Origin of the sequence: Brevibacillus sp. FSL K6-6036 (assembly GCF_037964015.1) — a bacterium.
In the GTDB taxonomy this organism is placed as follows: domain Bacteria; phylum Bacillota; class Bacilli; order Brevibacillales; family Brevibacillaceae; genus Brevibacillus; species Brevibacillus borstelensis.
Map to the genome: position 1 here is coordinate 1,693,438 of NZ_CP150173.1, position 21,393 is coordinate 1,714,830.

Sequence of the window (21,393 nt, forward strand, 5' to 3'; positions counted from 1 at the left end):
AGCACTTGAAACGCCTTCATCGCCAGCCGTTACTCGCACAACCTTCCTATGGAAGCTGGAGGCGGTAAAAATTGGCGCAAAAAGAGTGTAACAAAATGCACATGAAAAACGTCCCTTACTATGACCGTCCAAGGGAAAGACTGCTTCGGGAGGGAGCGGCTTACCTTTCGGACACCGAGCTGATTGCCATTATGCTCCGTACGGGAAGAGAACAAGAGACGGTTTTTCAACTGGCGCAGCGCTTGTTGGCCACCTTCGGCGACATCGGCGAATTGGCCCAAGCCTCTCATGCTGAGCTGACAAGGATCAAGGGAGTAGGCACCGTCAAGGCGGTGGAATTGCAGGCTGCGTTCGAGCTGGGCAGAAGGGTTGCCCTTTCTTCCCCCGAAAAGCGCACAACGATTCGCTTGCCGCGTGACGTCGCCAAGCTGATGCTTCCGGAAATGAGGCACTTGACCCAAGAGCATTTTGTTTGCTTGTTTCTAAACACAAAAAATCACGTGATCGGAAAACAGACTATTTTTGTCGGGAGTCTCGACGCTTCGATCGTGCACCCCAGAGAAGTCTTCAAAGAAGCGATCAGGCGCAGCAGTGCTTCGGTCATCTGCTTGCATAATCATCCGAGCGGCGATCCTACACCCAGCAGGGAGGATATTGCCGTTACGCGGACACTGCAGGAGGCCGGTGAACTGATCGGCATTTCATTGCTCGATCATATCATCATCGGTGACGGCAGCTTTGTCAGCCTAAAGGAGCAGGGATATTTGTAATCCCCCTGTTTCGCTAATGACTTACAATACTTACTAGCATTTGGAACTTAGCGGAAGGAGTTTTTCTATGTTTGGTGGATTTTCTCGTGACATGGGGATTGACCTTGGCACTGCCAATACACTCGTTTATGCAAAAGGGAAAGGAATCGTCGTTCGTGAGCCGTCTGTCGTGGCGATCCGTACCGATACGAATACCATTGAGGCCGTCGGTAACGCGGCGAAAAACATGATCGGCCGTACACCGGGCAATATCGTCGCCGTTCGTCCGATGAAGGACGGTGTCATCGCCGATTTTGAAACAACCGCCACTATGATGCGATACTTTATTAATCAGGCGCAAAAGAACAAAGGGCTGTTCAGCCGCCGTCCAAATGTGATGGTGTGTGTTCCATCCGGGATCACAGCGGTTGAAAAGCGCGCTGTGGAAGATGCGACTACCCAAGCAGGTGCAAAAGCAGCATTCACGATCGAAGAACCTTTTGCCGCTGCCATCGGGGCTGATCTGCCTGTATGGGAGCCGACTGGCAGCATGGTTGTGGACATCGGCGGCGGTACGACTGAGGTTGCCATCATTTCGCTAGGCGGAATTGTCACTGCCCGCTCGATTCGTGTAGCAGGGGACGAGATGGACGAGGCGATCGTTCAATACATCAAACGGAAGTACAATCTGATGATTGGGGAGCGCAGCTCGGAGACACTGAAGCTGGAGATCGGTTCTGCCATTCCGCCGGAAGTAGTAGAGTCGGTAGAAATCCGCGGACGCGACCTCGTAACGGGATTGCCGAAGACGCTGAGCGTCAGCAGTACGGAGATCGCCGAAGCCCTGGCCGAGACGGTAGCGGCGATTGTGGAAGCTGTAAAAGTTACGTTGGAAAAAAGTCCGCCGGAGCTTGCTGCGGACATTATGGACAGAGGGATTGTACTGACCGGTGGCGGGGCCTTGCTCCGCAATTTGGATCGTCTTCTGAGCAAAGAAACCGGCATGCCGGTTCACGTTGCGGAAAACGCACTGGATTGTGTAGCGATCGGAACCGGCCGTGCGTTGGAGAACCTGCACTTGTTCAAGTCAAAGCACGGTATAACCTCTTCCCGACAAAAACGCGGTAGATAAACGGAGGTTGCGGCATGTCGTTTTTCGGGAATAAGCGACTGATCATTGTCCTTGTGGGCCTGGTTTTGCTCATTACGATCGTGGGTTTCACTTCCCGGGAACGGTCTAAACTCAGCTGGCCGGAAATGTTTTTGAAGGATACATTCAGCGTGGTGCAGGGCTTTTTTTATCGCCCTGCCCAGGCTGTTTCCGGCTTTTTTCAGGGAATTGGCGATGCGTATGATGTTTACGAGGAGAATCGTGCACTGAAAGCTGGTATGGACCAATACGCGAGAATGACAGCCGAATTGCACGACCTGCAAGCGGAAAATGAACGTTTGCGGTCCGCCCTGCAGGCGAAGGATAATCTGGTAAAATCATACGATCTCCGCTTCGCAGAGGTAGTGGCGCGAAATCCAGACACTTGGAACAATACGATTACGATTGACAAAGGATTAAAGCACGGAATCAAAAAAGATATGGCAGTGATGACAGCCAAAGGCTTGATCGGACGAGTACAGAGCGTAGCCAATTTCTCTTCGACAGTCGAGCTGTTGACCAGCTACGAGCGGCGAAACCACATATCTGCCTATATCCAGGTGAAGCTGCAGGCGGCCAACGGCACGACGTCCTATCAAACCGTAAGCGGCGTCATTGAAGAATACGATCCTCAGGAGCGTCTGTTGATCATGCGAAAAATTCCTTGGGGACAGAAAATTGAAGCAAAACAGCAGGTGGTGTCTTCCGGCCTGGGCGGGGTGATACCGCGAAATCTGCCGATCGGGTATATTGTCCGGGTAGAGCCGGATGATTACGGTTTGACGCAGACGGCCTACATCCAGCCCAGCGCAGACTTCTCCCAATTAAATGAAGTGATGGTGGTAGAACGGAGCTTTACCTTCACGCCTACAGGCGAATTGGTTCCCAACCAGCAGACACAGACACCACCCGCTCCGCCGGCTGCCGGGGGTGGACAATAATGTCTCGGTTATTGCTGACGTTGACGCTGCTGCTGTTGTTTGTTCTTGAGGGAACGGTTATACAGTTTGTGTCGCCTTCCGCATGGGGTCTGTCCTGGATGACAGTACCCCGATTTGCGCTTGTAGGTACCTTGCTCGTGTCCATGTTTCTGGGAAGGCGTGAGGGATTGTACTACGGCCTGGCCATCGGATTGCTCCACGATGTTCTTTATGGACAGGTTGTAGGACTGTACATGATGACGATGATGGTAGCCAGCTATTTCGCAGGGCTGATCGTCGTCTTGTTTCAGCGCGGCTTTGCGATGGTCTTCATCACATGCAGCCTGATCCTGTTTGGCCACGAATGGCTTTTGTACAGCACTCATCGGTTATTTGCGACTGCACCGCTGGATGTTCGCTGGATGTTAAATTGGCAAATCATACCGACAACGGTTCTCAATATCCTGTTTGGACTATTGATTTATCTCCCGATGAAGACCATCTGCAAGGCTGTCATCTCCAAACGGGAAGTGCCGCTGGAATAAATCATTGGTATGACGATTCACCCTGAGAGGAGGAGAAGGATCGTGGGTGAAACCCAGGAACAGAAATCGCATATTCCGGTACGGCTAAACATCTTGTTTATCATCGTGTTTCTGCTCTTTGCAGCTGTCATCCTCCGACTGGCCTACGTTCAGCTGGTTGAAGGGGAACAGTACCGGCACGAATTGGAGAAGTTCAGCATTCGAGAGCTGCCTATTCCTGCGCCCCGCGGTCGAATTCTGGATACGAACGGAGCCGTGCTCGTTTCCAATAAACCGGTATACACCGTTACGTATGTGGAAGAGGAAGGAAAGGACATTGATGAGGAACAGGTAGCCGACCGTTTGGCCCGAATCCTGACTGTAGACGCGGAAAAGATGGGCACGGATGAGGAATTGCTGAAAAAAACGATCGAGCTGAATTCCACATTGCCGGTTGCCTTCGGGCCGAAAGAAACGGAAGAGCTGATCAACAAGCTCATTCCCAAGCTTCAAAAGCTGCCAAAGGTAAGCGAAGTGGAAGGAATGTCCGATGTGGATCTGGTAAAAACAGCGCTTTACGTGGGCTTGCGCGTACGATCTCCGTTCACCGATCAGGAGCGGAAGACGGTTCAGAACGCGCTGAAAGCAAAGATGAGTGCTCCAGGACAGTCGTCCGCGTTTGACGGGATGTCGGATACGGAGCTATTGAAGAGCGCCATTGCTGCCAATGTACCGTTGAAGCTGACGCTGGACAAGGACGACCGCAGCGATCTGGTCAAAGAGACAAAATACCAGCTGGAGAAGCTGCCGTCTCCGGCAGAGCTGGGCACGAAATCCGACATGGATTTACTGCGGTATGCTTCGCTGTTTGGCCTGGAAATCAATTTGAAGCTGAATGACCAGCAACGCCAGTTTCAATGGCACAAGCTGTCTCTGTTGAAAGAGATGCGCTCGTCCCACCTGCCAAGCTACATTCCCCGCCGTGTAAAGGTAAATATCACGGACAACGAGCGGTTCAAGATTGAAGAAAGGCTGTCTGAACTGCCGGGAATCTCCGTCGTTCTCGAGCCGGTCCGGGAAATTTTCCGGGATCCCGACGGTACTGGCTTTGCTACGCATATTCTCGGCTACACCAACGCGATCAAGCCGGAACAGCTAAAGGAATACCAGGCACAGGGCTACAATCCATTCGACCGGGTAGGCGTGACGGGTCTGGAGAGCTACTACGAACGCTACTTGCGGGGAAAAGACGGCGTTGAAGAGGTGCACGTCAATAAAAATTCGGAAACCGTGGAGAGAAATCCCCGGCGTCCCGCAGAGCCCGGTGACGATCTCGTTCTGTCGCTGGACTGGCGTTTCCAAAGCAAGGTAGAGGCGATTTTGAAGGAAGAAGTAGAGGCATTCAAGAAAAAACCGAGCACGCCGAAGGAATTCAAGGATGCCCATGTGCTGGTGATGAATCCGAATACAGGCGAAGTGCTGGCGATGGCCAGCTATCCTGATTACGATTTGAACCTTTACTATGACCGGAAAGAGTTCAACAAGAGATACGCGACAGAAATTCTCCCGAATGAATCAAATCGCTTCATTTATGCAGCTTATCCCCCGGCTTCTACGTATAAGCCGCTGTCGGTGATGATTGCGCTGCAGGAAGGGCTGACCACGCCAACTGAATCGATTAACGACCGAGGCGGATTAAAGGTCGGAACGTCGTACAAGCGGAACTGGAAGCCGGGAGGCCATGGGATTGTCAACGCCCGGCGTGCCCTGCAAGTATCAAATAACACGTACATGTACGAAATGGCCATTCGTTTGGCCAATCGGGCGAAGACACACTGGTCCGAGCAATTCTCCATTCTCGATTACTACAATGCCCAATTTGGCTTGGGCGTGAAAACAGGAATCGATCTGCCGGGAGAGCGAAAGGGAGTGGAAAACTCCAACTTGTTCTACGGAAACCTTGCAGACGCCATGATCGGCCAGTACGACCTGTTCACGCCGATGCAAATCGGACAATACGTCTCAACTATTGCCAACGGCGGCTATCGGATGCGTCCTCATCTGGTAAAAGAAATCCGCAGCGGTACGACTGATCCGAAACAACCCGGCCAAACGCTGACTGTAATTGAGCCACAGGTTCTGAACCGGGTGGAAATCGATCCCAAGTACATTAAAGTGGCGCAAGAAGGGATGCGAATGGTAACCCAGCCGGGAGGTACGGCTTATCGCACGTTTGCAGGCCTGCCGTTTACGGTCGCGGCCAAGACCGGTACCGCACAAACAGGCCAAAGAGCAGAAAACGCCGTTCTCGTCGGCTATGCACCTTATGAAAATCCCCAAGTCGTATTTGTCGTCGTTGCGCCAAACAGCTTGCGTGACGGGACTTCGAGTTCCGATGCTACCGGACCTGTTGCCCGTCGTTTGCTTGAAGCCTATAACGAGTTGAATCCAGGAGTTTTGACTCCGGCACCACCATCTGGAACTGCGACTACTACAACCGAGCGTTCACAAACAACGGCAACGGCAGCTACTGGATCCCAACAGTCTACCACCAGGTAGACGGGCTGCCGGGCTGCCGACCCGATTCGGCATTTTTTTCACGCAGAGCAGGAATCTTTTGTCATCATGGCGAATGGTATCGGTCGAGGTGAAACAGGTGACGACTGCAAAAAGCAAGGTCACGATCAAGGGGACAAAAGAGGGACTCGTTTTTTTCATGGACGATACCTGTTCCTTTGAAGAACTGCTGACCGACTTGCGTGAAAAAATAGAGCACAGCCATCAACAAATCCTGTCAGGCCCGCTTATTCGCGTTTCTCTCAAGCTGGGGAAGCGGTACTGCTCTCCTGAACAGCAGGAGCAGTTGACGGATATCATTCGGCAAAAAGGGAACCTTGTCATCCATACGATCGATGCGGATGTCATTAGCAAAGAAGAAGCGTTTGCCGAGCGCCTCAAATCAACGTTCTCCATTCAGGTGCATACGGTTCGCTCCGGACAGGTGCTGGAGTTTGAAGGAGACCTGCTGCTGTTGGGTGATGTCAATCCCGGTGGTACTGTTCGTGCTACCGGTAACATTTACATTCTGGGCAATCTTCGCGGCTATGTACACGCGGGATTCAAAGGAGATACACAGGCCATCATTGCCGCTGCGGTCATGGCTCCTACCCAACTGAGGATTGCGGATGTCATTAGCAAGCCGGGAGAAGAGTGGGCCAGTAGTTCGGGCGGCACCGAGTTCGCGTACCTGGAAGATGGGACGATGCTAGTAGCCAAGATGAACTATTTGCCCCGCATTCGTCCAGAGCTGGGAGAACGGAAACATTGAGACGACTAGGAGAGAATTTGCCGATTCGGGATACAGATGTGAAATGTGGTACTCGACGTAGTTGAAGGAGGAACGGATGTGGGTATTGGAATTGTCGTAACATCAGGAAAAGGCGGCGTGGGAAAGACGACCACCTCCGCCAATCTGGGAACGGCTCTTGCACTTTTGGGCCAAAAGGTATGCATGGTGGATACCGATATCGGGCTGCGCAACCTGGATGTGGTGATGGGTCTGGAGAACCGGATCATTTACGACTTGGTTGATGTCGCGGAAGGGTCCTGCCGTTTGCAGCAAGCCTTGATCAAAGACAAACGGTTCGAAAATCTGTCCTTGCTGCCGGCTGCACAGACAAAAGACAAATCGGCAGTTTCCCCCGAGCAGATGGAGGAAATTGTAACCCAGCTAAAGCGTGAATTCGATTATGTGGTCATTGATTGTCCGGCAGGCATTGAACAGGGCTTCCGCAATGCGGTCGCCGGGGCTGACCAGGCGATTGTGGTTACCACTCCGGAAAAAGCCGCTGTACGCGATGCGGACCGTATTATTGGGCTTTTGGAGCGGGAAAAAATGGGGATGCCCAAGCTGGTCATCAATCGCGTGCGCCCTCATTTGGTGAAAAATGGCGATATGCTGGATGTGGAAGATATTCTGGATTTGCTAGCCATTGACTTGGTGGGCGTTGTGCCAGATGATGATCATGTCATCAAATCTGCCAACCAAGGTGAGCCGGCGGTTATGAATCATGAGTCGCGTGCTGCCATTGCCTACCGCAACATTGCTCGCCGCCTGCTGGGTGAAGCGGTTCCATTGCAGCCTTTGGAACAAAAAGCAGGGGTGTTTCAAAAAGTCCGGAAATTCTTTGGTTTTAAATAAACCGATGATGGCACATAGATAAAGAACAGGAGCACTCCTGTTCTTTCCTTTCGTCTACACATCATGAACAGAGGCAAAAGCCCCGTCTGTTGACAGGGGAGAAAGGTTTTCTAGGAGGATAACCATGGACCTGGAAAAACGACATTTAAAACAGATAGACTGGGCTATTCTCGTCATTTTGCTTGGCTTGTGCGCATTCAGCTACATCGGGATAAGCGGGTCCGCCAAGGGCGTGGATGCTGCCATGAAACAAGTGCTTTGGTACTCGATCGGCTTTGTTGTCCTCGCCGTTACACTGCTGTTCGATTATCGGCTGTATCATTCTTTGGCATACGTTTTTTATGCGATCGGAATTATTCTGCTGATTGGTGTCTTTGAGACGAAGCCGATCAACAATGCGACCAGCTGGTACAATTTGGGGGTCATCCTATTTCAGCCTTCCGAACCGATGAAATTATTTACGATTCTCGCGGTGGCCAGGCTTTTGGCCAAACATGCGGAAGACAACAATCGGTTCTATTACTTTTATCAGCTCATTCCCGTAGGCTTGATCGTGGCCGTACCTTTGCTGCTCATTCTCGTGCAGCCCGACCTCGGAAGTGCGCTTGTCTACTGCGGAATTCTGGTCACCATGCTGATCGTAGGCGGAATCCGGCTCAAGCACGTCCTGTACTTGGGTACGCTGGTCGTCAGCTTTTTCGGAGCGATGGCGCTTATTTATATGTACAAGCAGCCGCTTTTCTTCAAGATCATCAAGCCGTACCAGTGGGACAGGATCGTCTTTTGGCTGGATCCCGATCTGGAAGCGATGGGAAAAGGCTTTCAACTGAAACAGTCATTGATTGCCATCGGTTCCGGTCAATTGCTGGGCAAAGGAGTAAACACGCCGACGCAGGCAAGCTTCGGCTGGGTGCCAGTAGGGGAAAGCGACTTTATTTTCACCGTCATCGCCGAGAAGCTGGGCTTTGTCGGAGCGGGTCTGCTGATGATCCTGTTCTTTTTCCTGATTTACCGGATGATCCGGATCGCCATGGAGGCCAAAGATCCGTTTGGTTCGTACGTCGTCGCGGGCGTTGTAGGCATGCTTACCTTTCAGGTCTTTGAAAACATCGGAATGACGATTCAGCTTATGCCGATTACCGGTCTTCCGTTGCCATTTATCAGCTACGGAGGGAGCTCACTGCTCACGAATTTTCTGATTATGGGAGTCGTGCTCAATATCGGGATGCGCAAAGACAAGCTCAGATTTGATTAAAAAGAGTTGTTCACACACATTTCAAAATGCGTGACAATTTCATCCGAATGTGATACACTCAACCTAAGTTAACCATTTTTACTAGCTGTAGTGATTTGATGGATTGGTTGTGGGTCGTACCTTCGAAGAGAAGACACCACCATGTGGTCAAATCTCGCCAGGGTATGACTTTTTTCCATACTGAAGAAAACTTCTCTGTAAAAACAGGTTAACGGTACACTTTCTCGCCTCATGGGCGCAATGTTTAGGGAGGTTTGTTTCATGCAACAAGGTATCGTAAAATGGTTCAACGCGGAGAAAGGATACGGCTTCATCCAAGTAGAAGGCGGAGATGACGTATTCGTACACTACAGCGCAATCCAGACAGAAGGCTTCAAAACCCTGGAAGAAGGCCAAAAAGTAGAATTCGAAATCGTTCAAGGTAGCCGTGGTCCTCAAGCTGCCAACGTTGCAAAACTGTAAATATTGGCAGATACGAAAAGCAGTCTCTCGTTTGAGGGACTGCTTTTTTGCATGTATATGGACCCTCTGAAGCCTGCGAATATTGCCAGGAGACAAGTCATAAGATGTACCAAAGCTTGGCCTTCGGAGGGATGTACATGTTCGATAAAGTAGATGGTGTGAAAGAGAGAAGACGAGAGCGGGTAGAACGGATTCGCACCCAATCAAGAGACAGCTTCGCCCCGTTTGTGGATGACTGGAAGGACCCGATCGAGACGGATTCCGATTTGTTTCCGACGACATCCCGCGGAGAAAAAGGAAGCTTTCCCTCGCTGCCGCCACAAGAAAAATGGAGCATGCAGATTGTTGCGTCCCTGCTGTTGATTGGTCTGGCCTATGTTTTGTTTCAATCATCGCTGCTGCCATCTTCCTGGAAAAACCAAGCGCGCGAAGTCATGACGCGCGATTTTAATTTTTCCGGTGTGGCGGGTTGGTACGAGGCCCGGTTTGGCTCCCTGCCGACCCTTTTGCCGTCGTTATCCGGTACAAAAGCCGTTCCCGCAAGCACGCCGCAGACCTTGAACGTCTGGAAATGGTCAGCGGACTGGAGAGTGGCTAAGCCCTTCGACCCGAAAAGCACAAAGGTCGTCCTGAGCACCGAAGGGGACGGGAATGTTGTGATGGGAGAGACAGGCTGGGTGACTTTCATCGGCGACAAGCCTGGGTACGGAAAGACAGTGGTTGTTCGGTTGGCGAAGGGGAGGGAGCTTTGGTTTGGCAACATGGAGACGGTCCAGGTAGCGGTCGACGATTTTCTCGGGGCAGGGCAGGTGGTGGGTGTCCCGAGAGCGGTCAATGAAACAGTACGGCATCTATACGTAGGACTGCAGGTGCAGGAGCAACCGAGCAACCCGCTGGAAGTGATCACCTTTGAATGATTGGCGCCTCTTTGGCATCCGTATTCGCATCCATCTGCTCTTTTGGTTCGTGATCGGCCTTTCAGTGGTCATGGGCTTGTTCACAGAAGTACTCTCTTTATTTATCATTGTCTGCATTCATGAGATGGGACATGTGGCTGTTGCCAGAGAGCTGGGATGGAGGGTTACGGAGGTGCAGCTGCTGCCGTTTGGCGGCGTGGCAACGATGGAAGAGGCGTATGCGACCGATCCCTTGGATGAAATCGTTGTGGCTCTTGCCGGCCCTTTTCTCAATGTCGTTATGATGGCGTTTTCTTGGGGCTGTTGGACACTGGGCCTATGGACAGAGGAGTGGGCCCGCTTTTTTCTGACGAGCAATCTGATCATCGCCGGCTTTAACCTCTTGCCGATCTGGCCTTTGGACGGAGGACGGATACTCCAGGCATTGCTATGCTGGTATCTTCCGTACCGGAAAGCGGCAGTTTCCTCAATAGCGGCAAGCACATTGCTTGCTGCCTTCATGCTGGGAATGGCCAGCCTCTCGCTGCAACTGAATGTTGCCATTGTCGCGGTCTATCTTCTGGCCATCAACATTCAGACATTTTTGCGCTTCCCCTATCAGTTCATCCGTTTCTTGATGGAGAAATACGTCCGCTCTGCAGAAGAGCAGGCTGTGCGTGCTTTGACAGTACCCCCGACCGCGACAGTAATCGAGGTATCCTACTTGTTATGCCGCGGCTATACCCATCTGGTCTACGTCAAAGGGACGGGGCTGTTGCCGGAGCAGCAGCTACTGCATGCGATGCTGTTTGAAAAGAAGCACGACACAGCTGTTGGCAAGCTGCTTTGAGCAAGCGGGCGTTTCTGCCGTCTGATCAGTCTTCTGCACGCCATTCCATCAGCCAGCAATTGCGTTTTTTCCCCTCGTGCCATTCATGCCGGGGAAGCAGCTTCACCTTGCGAAATCCGCACTTCTCGTAGCAGCGGATGGCTCGCCTGTTCCATGCTTGCGGGTCCATGATCACCCGGGTAGCATGCTTTTCCGTGCTGAGCGCTTGCACTACGCTTGAGACGAGACGGCTTCCAAGTCCCTTGTTCCAATACACCGGCTCGCCAATAAACTGGTCCATGCCGTAGATGGCTTCATCGGGGGAGTACCCGTATGCCAGCTTGTCCTGGCTATCGACGGGGTAGTATTGTACGTAGCCGATTGGCTCCTCTCCGAAAAGTACAAGAAAACGGCTGACACCTTCATCGTCTTCCGGAAAAAAATTCGCACGGATCATCGCGTCGTCATGTGGCCGATCCCGCCCTTCATAATAAGTCAGCACACGCTCGTCATTCAGCCACACGCGCAAGTGAACGGCATCTTCCGGGGCAAGCTTGCGAATGCCCAGCTGCCTCTCTTCTCTCATCAGGGGCCCTCCTATTTTGCTGAATGTGATACCATCCTGGACGATCCTCCTTCCCTTTTCATTCCCGCGCAGCTATGCTAGATTACTTCTGAAGGAGCTGTCTTGGACGGATCATGAAAGATTACTCGATCGCTGCATGATTATCCTGCCGGCAAGCCGGAAAGTGTTTTGCTCAAAATGAGCAGGCCGGACGGGGGAATAATCAAGGGCATCGGCAAGGAGGCAGTCTGTTGAAAAGCGCGGGGATCAGTAATGCTGGTGGACAGCTGCGCATAGCGCTCATGAACAAGGGCAAGCTGGTGGAATGGCGAACCCAGGCGGAAGCGAGCGAGGCGCTGTCAGGGGATATTTATTACGGAAAAGTGGCCAAGGTAGTGCCGGGCATTCAATCGGCATTTATCGATATCGGGTATGATCAACAAGCGTTTTTGTATGTGGACGAAGCAGCTCCGATCTCTGGCAAAAAAGCAGGGCGTTCCATTAGTGCCTATGTGCGTGAAGGCGAGTCTCTGCTCGTTCAGGTGATCAAGGAAGGGACGGAAACGAAAGCTCCCCGAGTGACAGCGCGGGTCAGCCTGCAGGGGCGGCTGCTCGTCTATTTGCCGGCGGAAGGACTGGGCGCGGGTGAGGAGCCGGTGTCCGTTTCCCGCAAAATCAGGAACGAACACGCACGGGAGCGGTTGACCACGCTCATGTCCTCGCTTTTGGAAAAGGAGGAGGGCGTGATTGTCCGTACCGAAGCGGCCGAAGCGGATGAAGAGCAGCTCAGGCGGGAATGGGCGTATTTGCGCGGCCGTTGGCGGGACGCTTGGCAAGCGGTGCAAGGCAAGAAGGCCCCGTGCCGTTTATTGCTGGACGACAGTCTCATCGAAGCGGCGCTGCGGGACTTTTTGGCCGATGGCGCAGAGGAAGTGATCGTTGAGGACGCGGCTCTTTTTCGCAAGGTTGGCAAGCTGATGGAAGCCATGTTCCCTGAAGAGCTGCCAAAGCTTCGCTGGCATCGGCAAAAGGAGCCGCTGTTTGCGCAGTGGGGTGTCAGAGAGCAGCTCGCTCTAGCGCTTCAAAGGCAAGTGCCTCTCGCAGGCGGCGGCAATATCGTGATCGACCGGACCGAAGCGCTGACCGTGATTGATGTCAATACCGGAGCTTTTTCGGGCAGAGGCGGACAGCAGCGCGAACAGGCAGTCACCGCGGCGAATCTGGAAGCGGCCGATGAGATTGCCCGCCAGCTTCGCTTGCGGGACATCGGAGGAATGATCATCGTTGATTTTATCAACATGCGCGAGGAAAAAAACCGGGAGCGCGTTTTCAAGGCTTTGGAGAGTGCACTAAAAGCCGATCCGGTACCGGTGTCCGTGCTGGGCATGACGTCCCTCGGTCTGGTGGAGATGACGAGAAAGCGGACGAGAGCAAGTCTGGCTGAACGTTTGACAGAGCCGTGTCCGTGCTGTGAAGGCGGCGGACGCATGCTGAAAATAGAGGAGTGCTTCCGATACCTCAGGGAAGATCTTGAAGCTCTGGCCAAAGTCCAGGATGCGGAGGCTGCTCTCGTGGAGCTGTCCGATCGGCTGTTTGAATACTGGCAGAATGGACAGGCAGACGGATCGGCATGGCCGGTCACTCTGTACGTCCGCAAGGCAGAAGAGCTGTCGGGCGGGCGCTATCGGATTTTATATGCCGGAAGTCGGCAAGAAGCGGAGCGGCTCTGGCTTTCTCATGCGAAAAATTCTTGACTGGGCGAATCACCATATGGTATCCTAGTGGTTGTCATACAGTTATGCCTCGGCATACTGTAACCGCTCGGATCAGGTTCTCAAGTCGCCCTTCGCGGCGCACCTGCACAGGCGAGTCTGAGTATAGGAGGTGCACACAATGTACGCTATTATCGAAACCGGTGGAAAACAGTACAAAGTAGAAGAAGGAGCAGTTCTCTTCATCGAGAAACTGGCTGCTACTGAAGGTGACGTAGTTACTTTCGACAAAGTACTGTTTGTAAGCAAAGACGGCAAGGTTACAGCAGGAGCTCCTACTGTAGCTGGCGCAACGGTAACTGGTAAAGTAGAAAAACACGGTAAAGGCCAAAAAATTATCGTGTACAAATACAAATCCAAGAAAAACTACCGTCGCAAGCAAGGTCACCGTCAACCGTTCACCAAAGTTGTGATCGAAAAGATCAACGCGTAAGTGATCGGCCATGATTGAAGTGATCGTGAATCGAGCGCCGTACGGGATTAAAGAGGTGTGCATTTCCGGACATGCCAATGCGGCTGCCTATGGCTCGGACATTGTATGTTCTGCTGTATCAGCGATCAGTTTTGGCATTTTGAATGCAATTCACCCTCTGCTCGGCATCGTTCCTCAAGTTTCGCAGGCTCCAAAAGACGGCGGGTTTCTCCGCTGGAGCATTTCATCCTTGGAGGATGCAGAGCTCCACGAGAAACAGCAGCTACTGGCGGAGAGCATGGTCATATCCTTGCTGGCGGTTGCGGAGCAGTACGGATCATACGTTTCGGTACAAGATGACAAATGGCAAGGAGGTGCCTCACAATGAAAATGCTGTTTACTGTAGACCTTCAGTTCTTCGCCTCCAAAAAAGGGGTAGGTTCTACCAAGAACGGTCGCGATTCCATCTCCAAGCGCCTTGGCGTGAAACGCGGCGATGGTCAATTCGTAAAAGCCGGTAACATCCTCGTTCGCCAACGTGGTACGAAAATTTACCCAGGTGAAAACGTGATGAAAGGCGGCGACGATACTCTGTTTGCAACAGCAGACGGTGTTGTTCGCTTCAAGCGTCTGGGCCGCGATCGCAAACAAGTGGTGATCGAGCCGGTCGCTTCCCAAGCGTAAATACGGAAACGAAAAACCCAGCCTTGTTGCTGGGTTTTCTTTATGTCTACGTTTTCATGTGTTACAATAGGTACAAGAAAGAAATTCTTATCGGTTTGGGTGGGAAAAATGATAGACGAGCGGAAGCTGTTTACAGAGCAAACAGACGAACTGCTGACCGTATTAAATCGGCAGCGTCATGACTGGCTGAATCATGTTCAGGTACTGCTTGGCTATCTGCGTTTGGGCCGCCCTGAGGAAGGGGAAGCATACCTGAAGCGCGTCTCTGAACTCGCGATGCAGGAAAGTATGCTGGCCCGGCTAAACAGCTCGATGTTGTCCGTCTTCTTCTTGACCTTTAACGCGCTGAACAAAGACATGCTCATGGAAGTGGACGTGTGCAGCCATGTAGATTTGGCGTTGACGGTCCTGGATGAAAAGGCTTTGTTTGACACGGTGTCAGGTATTGTATGTACAGTGAATAAGCATTTGGAAAAAAATATGTTCGAACCAGCCAGCATGCAAATATCCTTGTTTAAAGGCGAGCGGGGGATTCACTTCCGGTTCGATCTGGCAGGGAAAATTCGTGCATCCGGAATGGTCGAACTGGAAAAACTGGTACGTGAAGGAATGCAGGGCCCGGTGATCGTCACCGAATGGATACATACAGATGAGGATTGGATACTGGAGCTGGTAGTTCCGGTTGCGGAAGGATAGAGGTGACATCATGTTTGTCGATCAAGCGAAAGTGTTTGTAAAAGGGGGGGACGGTGGAAACGGAGCCGTCTCTTTCCGCCGGGAAAAATACGTGCCGCTCGGCGGACCGGCTGGCGGTGATGGAGGGCGTGGCGGTGACGTCGTCTTTGTCGTTGACGAAGGACTGCGTACACTGGTCGATTTCAAATACCAGCGGCATTTCAAGGCGCCGCGCGGCGAGCATGGCCGCAACAAGGCGCAGCATGGAGCTGGTGCCGAGGATTTGATCGTCCGTGTACCCCCGGGAACAACGGTGGTGGACGATGATACGGGAGAGGTCATTGCGGATCTGGTGGAGCACGGCCAAAGGGCTGTAATCGCCAAAGGAGGACGTGGAGGCCGCGGAAACATGCGTTTTTCTACGCCAGCCAATCCGGCACCGCATATCTCCGAAAACGGCGAACCGGGACAGGAACGCTACATTACGCTGGAACTAAAGGTAATGGCCGATGTCGGGCTGGTTGGGTACCCTTCTGTAGGGAAATCCACCCTGCTTTCTTCTGTGACGGCAGCGAAACCGAAAATTGCCGAATATCACTTCACGACCATTACGCCCAATTTGGGTGTCGTGGACTTGGGTGAACGCAGCTTTGTCATGGCCGATTTGCCCGGTCTGATTGAAGGAGCCCACCAGGGTGTGGGACTAGGCCATCAATTCCTGCGGCATGTCGAGCGTACCCGATTGATCGTTCATGTCATTGACATGGCCGGAGTGGACGGCAGGGACCCTTATGAGGATTACATTCAGATCAACAAGGAATTAAAGCTGTACAACCTGCGGCTGGAAGAGCGTCATCAGATCGTCGCAGCGAACAAGATGGATTTGCCAGAGGCAAAGGAAAACCTGAAGCGCTTCAAGGAAAAACTTCCTGATGTGACAGTTTTCGAAATCTCGGCAGCGACTCGTCAAGGCGTTCGGGAATTGATGTACGCCGTGGCGGACTTGCTGGATACGCTGCCGGACAAGCTGACAGTCGAAGAGGTGGCAGAGGTCGAGGAGCGCGTCGTATTTCGTGCCGAGAAAGAACCTGATCCATTCTTCATTACCAAGGAAGAAGACGTATTTGTGGTCAGTGGAGAGAAAATCGAAAAGCTGGTGCGCATGACGAACCTGAACAGCTATGATTCGGTCCAGCGTTTTGCCCGCATGATGCGGAATATGGGTGTTGATGACGCTTTGCGCAAGCATGGGGCGCGGGATAAAGATACCGTTCGGATCGGAGATTTTGAGTTTGAATTCGTGGAGTGATGAATGGTATGGCTGACGTAGTTTCCCTGGCGTCTTTTCTCGCTGACAATCGATTGCATCGCGGTGCCGTCCTGCAGATGATCCTTGCCAAGCAGCCGCAAGGGTCTCTGACAGTGATGGTCGAGCACGTTCAAGCAGGATACCTTATTGTGTCTTATTCGCAGGAAAAAGAGCAGCGCCCGCCGCTTGTCGGCTCCCGGGTTCGACTGCGCTGGGAAACAGATGCGACCGTTACTTCGCTGGATCTGGAAGTCATTCAGGAAGAGACAATCTGGCCGGTGAAAATGGCTCGACTGCTTCCGGTCGGGATTGAAATTTCCACAAAAGGTGAATTGAAATTACTCCAGCCCAACGTTACGGTAAAGATTCCGTATAAAGTAATGGGGGCCCGCCCTATCGAAGAGAAGGCAGAAGGGGTTCTGCTATACTTCTCACCTACCAGGCTCGTCATGAGTACGGAAGGATATGTCGCGGTCGGGGAGTTTCTGCACCTATCCTTTGAGATCCCCTCGGTCAAGCAGGAGCTGGTGGCGATGGCCAAAGTCGTGGAAAAAACGTTTCAAGATGGAAAAGCCGTCGTGAAGCTGATCTTTACCGATATCGATGAAAAATACCACAAGGTCATTCGCGATTACTATCACCAACTGGCACAAACCGCTTCCTCCTGAGGAGCGGTATTTTTTTGAGCCGAAACCAAAGGGAATTACGCGTATAGCGGTCCTTTGTACATTTAGCCGCAGAGTCTTGCAAACCGTCATAGTGAAGAGAAAAGTATGCCCGGGACAAGGGCATACTTTTTTTGCGTTTAGATGATTTCGCTCAAGCGCTGTCTGTACTATCCATTGCCGCTCGGATCTTCTGTAATATGCGGCGATTGCGCCATCTTTTTCCCACGGAGGTTATCCCCGAATTGATCCAAGGAGCTTGGCTTGCCAGCGGGGTGGTTATTGCGACGTTCCGACTTGTCCGTTTTGCCTCGTCCTGCCATCCTGCTTCACCTCGCTTCGTACGTGATCCGTTTTAGTCTGCGCCAAGGGGCTAGTCTGCATGTACCTGTGAACCCGAGAACCGCTGGAATGAGAAAAATGTCGGATAAGGATTGTCAGATCAAAAGATATGGGCTATAATGTCCTCTATGTAAAAACAACTGTTTTTCTCAGGAGGACATAGCAAGTGAAGCGGGAAGAAAAGTTCTATCTGATACGGTCGGACATCCTGCCCGAGTCAATCGCCAAGACGATTGAAGCGAAAAAATTGCTGGATTCTGGCGAAGTCGATACGGTCAATGAGGCAGTAGAACGGGTCGGACTGAGCCGGAGCGCCTTTTACAAGTACAAGGACAGTATTTTTCCGTTCAACGCGATGATGAGTGAAAAAATTATGACGATCACCTTCGCGTTGGAGCACCGATCCGGCTTATTGTCAAAAGTCCTGCAATTCGTCGCAGACTTGGGCGGCAATGTACTGACGATTAACCAAACGATTCCGCTGCAGGGAATTGCCAATATCACCTTGTCCGTCGATATGGCGAACCTGAAGGTGCCGAGCACAGAGTTTCTGGAAGGGTTGCAAGAGATAAACGGCGTGCGAAGAGCGATGATTGTAGGTCGCGGATAAGTCGCCGAATTTGGGAGGAGTTCACATGGAGAAGCAAACGGTACGCGTAGGATTGATGGGGTTTGGAACGGTTGGAACAGGGGTAGTCCGGATTATTCAAGCCCACCAGGAGGATCTGCAAAAGCAGACTGGGCTTGGCATTGAAATCAGCAAAATTCTCGTGCAGAATGCGGAAAAATCCCGCAGCATCCCTTCGATGGAAAAAATCGTTACCACCGATGTTCACGATATATTGGATGACGAAGGCATTGATGTCGTGGTGGAAGTCATTGGCGGCATCTCGCAGGCTAAAGATTACATATTGGCTGCATTGGATCGTGGCAAGCACGTGGTCACGGCCAATAAGGATTTGATGGCGCTGCACGGAGGGGAAATCCTGCAAAAGGCTGAGGAAAAAGGCTGTGATGTCTTTTACGAAGCAAGCGTCGCGGGCGGCATTCCAATCTTGCGCGCATTGGTGGAAGGCTTCTCATCCGACCGAATTACCAAAATGATGGGAATTGTAAATGGAACGACGAATTACATCCTGAGCAAAATGAGCCAGGAAGGGGCCGATTACGCGGAAGTGCTCAAGGAGGCCCAAGCTTTGGGCTATGCGGAAGCAGACCCCACCTCCGATGTGGAAGGCTTTGACGCCGCCCGTAAAATGGCGATTTTGGCAACGCTCGGCTTCCGCGTTCCGATGAAGCTCGAAGACGTAGATGTAAAAGGGATCAGCCGCGTATCCAAAGAGGACATCGCCTACGGAAAAAAACTCGGCTACGAGGTGAAATTGCTCGGTTTGGCCCGTCGCGACGGAGAAGCCATCGAAGTAAGCGTACAGCCTACCATGGTGGCCAAAAGTCATCCGCTGGCATCGGTAAACGGTGTGTTCAACGCGGTTTACGTGCACGGGGAAGCGGTTGGCGAGACGATGTTTTACGGACCGGGTGCAGGCGAGCTGCCGACGGCAACAGCGGTAGTTTCCGACCTCGTGACAGTGGTGAAAAACATGAAGCTCGGCGTAAACGGCCGCGGCATGGTAGCTCCATACAAGGAGAAAATCCTGAAGGAAGACAGTCAAAAGCTGTCCAAGTACTTCCTCCGCATGGTAGTGGCAGACAAGCGGGGTGTACTTGCTCAGATCACACAGCTTTTAGCGGAGAAAAATATATCTCTCGAGCAAGTCGTTCAGCAGCCGTACAACAACGGTCAGCAGGCTGAAATCATCCTGGTGACTCACTCGGCGGCCAAAGGCGACATGGACGCGGTACTCACCTACATGGAAGAAATGGACATCGTTCATGAAATCAAAAGCTGCTACCGGGTAGAGGGAGGAGAATAAACATGGACCAGGCACCATCACCGAACATGATCAAACGGCACACCGGCATCCTGGAGAGGTACCGCAGCTTTTTGCCAGTGACGGAAAACACCCCGCTGATCAGTCTTCACGAGGGAAGCACGCCGCTCATTCATGCACCGAACCTGAGCGAGAGACTGGCCGTTGAGCTTCACTTTAAGTATGAAGGTCTCAATCCTACAGGCTCATTCAAGGATCGGGGCATGGTCATGGCAGTAGCCAAGGCTGTAGAAGAAGGCAGCCGCACCATCATGTGTGCTTCCACGGGAAATACGTCTGCCGCTGCCGCTGCTTATGCAGCCCGCGCTGGACTTCGCTGCATCGTATTGATACCAAATGGCAATATCGCCCTCGGAAAGCTGGCTCAGGCCATCGCGTATGGGGCGGAGGTTATCGCGATCGACGGCAACTTTGACGAAGCTCTGCAAATCGTCCGCGAAATTACCGCGTCACAGCCGATTACGCTGGTGAACTCCGTCAATCCGTACCGGATCGAAGGACAAAAAACCGCGGCGTTTGAAATATGCGACGCGCTGGGAAAAGCGCCGGACATTCTCGCTATCCCTGTCGGGAATGCAGGAAATATAACCGCTTACTGGAAAGGCTTCAAAGAATATCGTGATTTCGGCTTGATCGACAGCCTGCCAAACATGTACGGTTTTCAAGCGGCCGGAGCGGCTCCGCTCGTACTGGGGGAAACCGTATCCAATCCGGAAACCATCGCTACGGCCATCCGTATCGGCAACCCGGCGAGCAAGGAAGGAGCGCTGCAGGCCGTTTCCGAGTCAAACGGTCTGGTGGACAGCGTGACGGACGACGAGATTCTGGAAGCGTACCAAATGCTGGCCAAGCATGAAGGCATCTTTTGCGAACCGGCTTCGGCTGCGTCGCTCGCGGGTATCATCAAGCTGCGCAGGCAAGGGAAGCTGTCGGATGGCGCACAGATTGCCTGTGTCTTGACCGGAAACGGTTTGAAGGATCCCAACATTGCTTTGAAGCTGGTCGGCGAAGAGCCGCGGTCGATCCCGGCCACCCGTGAAGCGGTGATGTCGTTCATTGCCGAGAAAGCAGGGATGGCATGATGGAAAGTCGTTCGCAAGTTCGGGTGAATGTACCCGCGAGTACGGCCAATATGGGCCCAGGCTTTGATACGATCGGCATGGCCTTTCAATTGTACTCCTCGGTGGAAATGGCGGTAGCTGAAACGACCGCAATCGAACTGATCGGACCTGACATGCAAGGGCTGCCTGCCGACAAGAGCAATCTGCTGTATGAAGTAGCTGCCGGGCTGTTTCGCGAAGCAGGACAGTCCGCCCCGGAGCTGTATATCCGGACCGCGAGCGATGCTCCGTTGACCAGGGGCTTAGGGAGCAGTGCGGCAGCCATCGCTGGTGCACTGGTGGCTGCCAACCACCTTTTAGGCGAGCCGTATACGCGTGACGAGCTGTTCCGGATGGGGACTTTGCTGGAGGGACACCCGGACAATATAGGGGCGTCTTTGTTTGGCGGAGTGGTAGTTGCTACCATGCCTGAAGAGAAGCATCAAGCCATTCCGTATGTTCGGCTCGATCCGCCCGACGAGCTCAAAACGTTGGCGATCATCCCGGATTTTCCGCTCTCCACGGAAAAAGCGCGAAATGTCCTGCCCCAGATGTACAGCAAGCAGGATGTCATATATAATGTTGGTCATAGCAGTTTGCTTGTGGCCGCATTGGCGCAAGGCAGACTTGACCTGTTGAGCCAGGCGATGAAGGATCGGATGCATCAGCCGTATCGCGCCGAACTGGTACCCGGCTTGTCTGAAATACTGGAAGGAGCGGCTGAAAGCGGTGCTCTGGGTGCTACTCTTAGCGGTGCCGGCCCCACTATCCTCTGCTTTTATCAAACAGAGGAGGATTTGCACAACCTCAGCGGATTTATAGAATCTGTCATGAGCAAACATGGCGTTTCTTATCGAGCGATGCAGCTGAAACCGGATAAGCATGGCGCACAGGTGGTATTCGAAGAGAGATAAATACGGATAGGAGTACT

Annotated in this window: 24 protein-coding genes and 1 other annotated feature; of the genes, 22 read left to right on the forward strand and 2 right to left on the reverse strand. The window is 52.5% G+C overall.

Annotated elements, in window-relative coordinates; translation table 11 throughout:
- Positions 1–95: 95 nt before the first annotated feature.
- From radC to NST37_RS08480, 11 genes are all read left to right on the forward strand, one after another.
- Complete coding sequence (gene radC / locus NST37_RS08430; RefSeq protein WP_170208322.1) at positions 96–770, forward strand: DNA repair protein RadC; 675 nt, start codon at positions 96–98, stop codon at positions 768–770.
- A 67-nt stretch (positions 771–837) separates the two neighbouring features.
- The gene (locus NST37_RS08435) at positions 838–1,881 is read left to right on the forward strand and encodes a rod shape-determining protein (protein WP_003387620.1); all 1,044 of its coding nucleotides are present in this window, start codon (positions 838–840) and stop codon (positions 1,879–1,881) included.
- 14 nt (positions 1,882–1,895) lie between these two features.
- Positions 1,896–2,840, forward strand: coding sequence for a rod shape-determining protein MreC (gene mreC, locus NST37_RS08440; protein WP_003387619.1), 945 nt, complete (start codon positions 1,896–1,898; stop codon positions 2,838–2,840).
- Positions 2,840–3,364, forward strand: coding sequence for a rod shape-determining protein MreD (gene mreD / locus NST37_RS08445; protein WP_003387617.1), 525 nt, complete (start codon positions 2,840–2,842; stop codon positions 3,362–3,364). Before mreC ends, mreD begins: the two co-directional genes overlap by 1 nt.
- Before the next feature lie 42 nt (positions 3,365–3,406).
- The gene (locus NST37_RS08450; RefSeq protein ID WP_024983979.1) at positions 3,407–5,902 is read left to right on the forward strand and encodes a penicillin-binding transpeptidase domain-containing protein; all 2,496 of its coding nucleotides are present in this window, start codon (positions 3,407–3,409) and stop codon (positions 5,900–5,902) included.
- Between the two features lie 97 nt (positions 5,903–5,999).
- Positions 6,000–6,671 carry a septum site-determining protein MinC gene (gene minC / locus NST37_RS08455; RefSeq protein WP_024983978.1) on the forward strand — a complete coding sequence of 224 codons (672 nt, stop codon included), beginning with the start codon at positions 6,000–6,002 and terminating at the stop codon, positions 6,669–6,671.
- A gap of 78 nt (positions 6,672–6,749) precedes the next feature.
- A complete protein-coding gene (minD, locus tag NST37_RS08460; protein WP_003387614.1) occupies positions 6,750–7,544 on the forward strand; it encodes a septum site-determining protein MinD in 795 nt (264 codons plus the stop codon).
- 124 nt (positions 7,545–7,668) lie between these two features.
- Positions 7,669–8,799 (forward strand): rod shape-determining protein RodA, encoded by a 1,131-nt coding sequence (gene rodA / locus NST37_RS08465; protein WP_003387613.1) that lies wholly within the window; start codon positions 7,669–7,671, stop codon positions 8,797–8,799.
- A 261-nt stretch (positions 8,800–9,060) separates the two neighbouring features.
- Entirely contained in the window at positions 9,061–9,261 is a 201-nt protein-coding gene (locus NST37_RS08470) for a cold-shock protein (RefSeq protein WP_003387612.1), read from the forward strand.
- Positions 9,262–9,398: 137 nt separating this feature from the next.
- Entirely contained in the window at positions 9,399–10,178 is a 780-nt protein-coding gene (locus NST37_RS08475) for a M23 family metallopeptidase (protein ID WP_035989406.1), read from the forward strand.
- Entirely contained in the window at positions 10,171–11,007 is an 837-nt protein-coding gene (locus NST37_RS08480) for a M50 family metallopeptidase (RefSeq protein ID WP_024983976.1), read from the forward strand. Before NST37_RS08475 ends, NST37_RS08480 begins: the two co-directional genes overlap by 8 nt.
- Before the next feature lie 25 nt (positions 11,008–11,032).
- Here NST37_RS08480 and NST37_RS08485 read toward each other — a convergent pair whose 3' ends face one another.
- The gene (locus NST37_RS08485) at positions 11,033–11,572 is read right to left on the reverse strand and encodes a GNAT family N-acetyltransferase (RefSeq protein WP_003387609.1); all 540 of its coding nucleotides are present in this window, start codon (positions 11,570–11,572) and stop codon (positions 11,033–11,035) included.
- A gap of 230 nt (positions 11,573–11,802) precedes the next feature.
- Here NST37_RS08485 and NST37_RS08490 point away from each other — a divergent pair, with 230 nt between their 5' ends.
- From NST37_RS08490 to NST37_RS08520, 7 genes are all read left to right on the forward strand, one after another.
- Positions 11,803–13,305: an Rne/Rng family ribonuclease gene (locus NST37_RS08490; protein ID WP_243014543.1), complete on the forward strand. Its 1,503-nt coding sequence runs from the start codon at positions 11,803–11,805 to the stop codon at positions 13,303–13,305.
- A 51-nt stretch (positions 13,306–13,356) separates the two neighbouring features.
- Positions 13,357–13,434, forward strand: a sequence feature (ribosomal protein L21 leader region).
- A 10-nt stretch (positions 13,435–13,444) separates the two neighbouring features.
- Positions 13,445–13,756 (forward strand): 50S ribosomal protein L21, encoded by a 312-nt coding sequence (gene rplU / locus NST37_RS08495; RefSeq protein WP_003387606.1) that lies wholly within the window; start codon positions 13,445–13,447, stop codon positions 13,754–13,756.
- Between the two features lie 10 nt (positions 13,757–13,766).
- Positions 13,767–14,123 carry a ribosomal-processing cysteine protease Prp gene (locus NST37_RS08500; RefSeq protein ID WP_003387604.1) on the forward strand — a complete coding sequence of 119 codons (357 nt, stop codon included), beginning with the start codon at positions 13,767–13,769 and terminating at the stop codon, positions 14,121–14,123.
- 2 nt (positions 14,124–14,125) lie between these two features.
- Complete coding sequence (gene rpmA, locus NST37_RS08505) at positions 14,126–14,419, forward strand: 50S ribosomal protein L27 (RefSeq protein WP_003387603.1); 294 nt, start codon at positions 14,126–14,128, stop codon at positions 14,417–14,419.
- Between the two features lie 108 nt (positions 14,420–14,527).
- Positions 14,528–15,115, forward strand: a complete 588-nt coding sequence (locus NST37_RS08510; protein ID WP_003387602.1) for a Spo0B domain-containing protein — start codon at positions 14,528–14,530, stop codon at positions 15,113–15,115.
- Between the two features lie 10 nt (positions 15,116–15,125).
- Positions 15,126–16,403 carry a GTPase ObgE gene (gene obgE / locus NST37_RS08515; RefSeq protein ID WP_024983973.1) on the forward strand — a complete coding sequence of 426 codons (1,278 nt, stop codon included), beginning with the start codon at positions 15,126–15,128 and terminating at the stop codon, positions 16,401–16,403.
- 8 nt (positions 16,404–16,411) lie between these two features.
- Positions 16,412–17,071, forward strand: coding sequence for a PilZ domain-containing protein (locus NST37_RS08520; RefSeq protein WP_003387600.1), 660 nt, complete (start codon positions 16,412–16,414; stop codon positions 17,069–17,071).
- Positions 17,072–17,238: 167 nt separating this feature from the next.
- On the opposite strand, the gene NST37_RS08525 is transcribed toward NST37_RS08520, so the two are convergent.
- A complete protein-coding gene (locus tag NST37_RS08525) occupies positions 17,239–17,391 on the reverse strand; it encodes a hypothetical protein (protein ID WP_170208321.1) in 153 nt (50 codons plus the stop codon).
- Between the two features lie 185 nt (positions 17,392–17,576).
- Between NST37_RS08525 and NST37_RS08530 the strand changes: the two genes are divergently transcribed.
- Genes NST37_RS08530 through thrB form a run of 4 tightly spaced genes read left to right on the forward strand, consistent with a single transcriptional unit; the run spans position 17,577 to position 21,376 of the window.
- A complete protein-coding gene (locus NST37_RS08530; protein ID WP_003387599.1) occupies positions 17,577–18,020 on the forward strand; it encodes an ACT domain-containing protein in 444 nt (147 codons plus the stop codon).
- 25 nt (positions 18,021–18,045) lie between these two features.
- The gene (locus NST37_RS08535) at positions 18,046–19,344 is read left to right on the forward strand and encodes a homoserine dehydrogenase (RefSeq protein WP_003387598.1); all 1,299 of its coding nucleotides are present in this window, start codon (positions 18,046–18,048) and stop codon (positions 19,342–19,344) included.
- A 2-nt stretch (positions 19,345–19,346) separates the two neighbouring features.
- A complete protein-coding gene (gene thrC, locus NST37_RS08540) occupies positions 19,347–20,444 on the forward strand; it encodes a threonine synthase (protein WP_203421446.1) in 1,098 nt (365 codons plus the stop codon).
- Positions 20,444–21,376: a homoserine kinase gene (gene thrB, locus NST37_RS08545; RefSeq protein WP_031932368.1), complete on the forward strand. Its 933-nt coding sequence runs from the start codon at positions 20,444–20,446 to the stop codon at positions 21,374–21,376. Before thrC ends, thrB begins: the two co-directional genes overlap by 1 nt.
- The last annotated feature ends 17 nt before the right edge of the window (positions 21,377–21,393 follow it).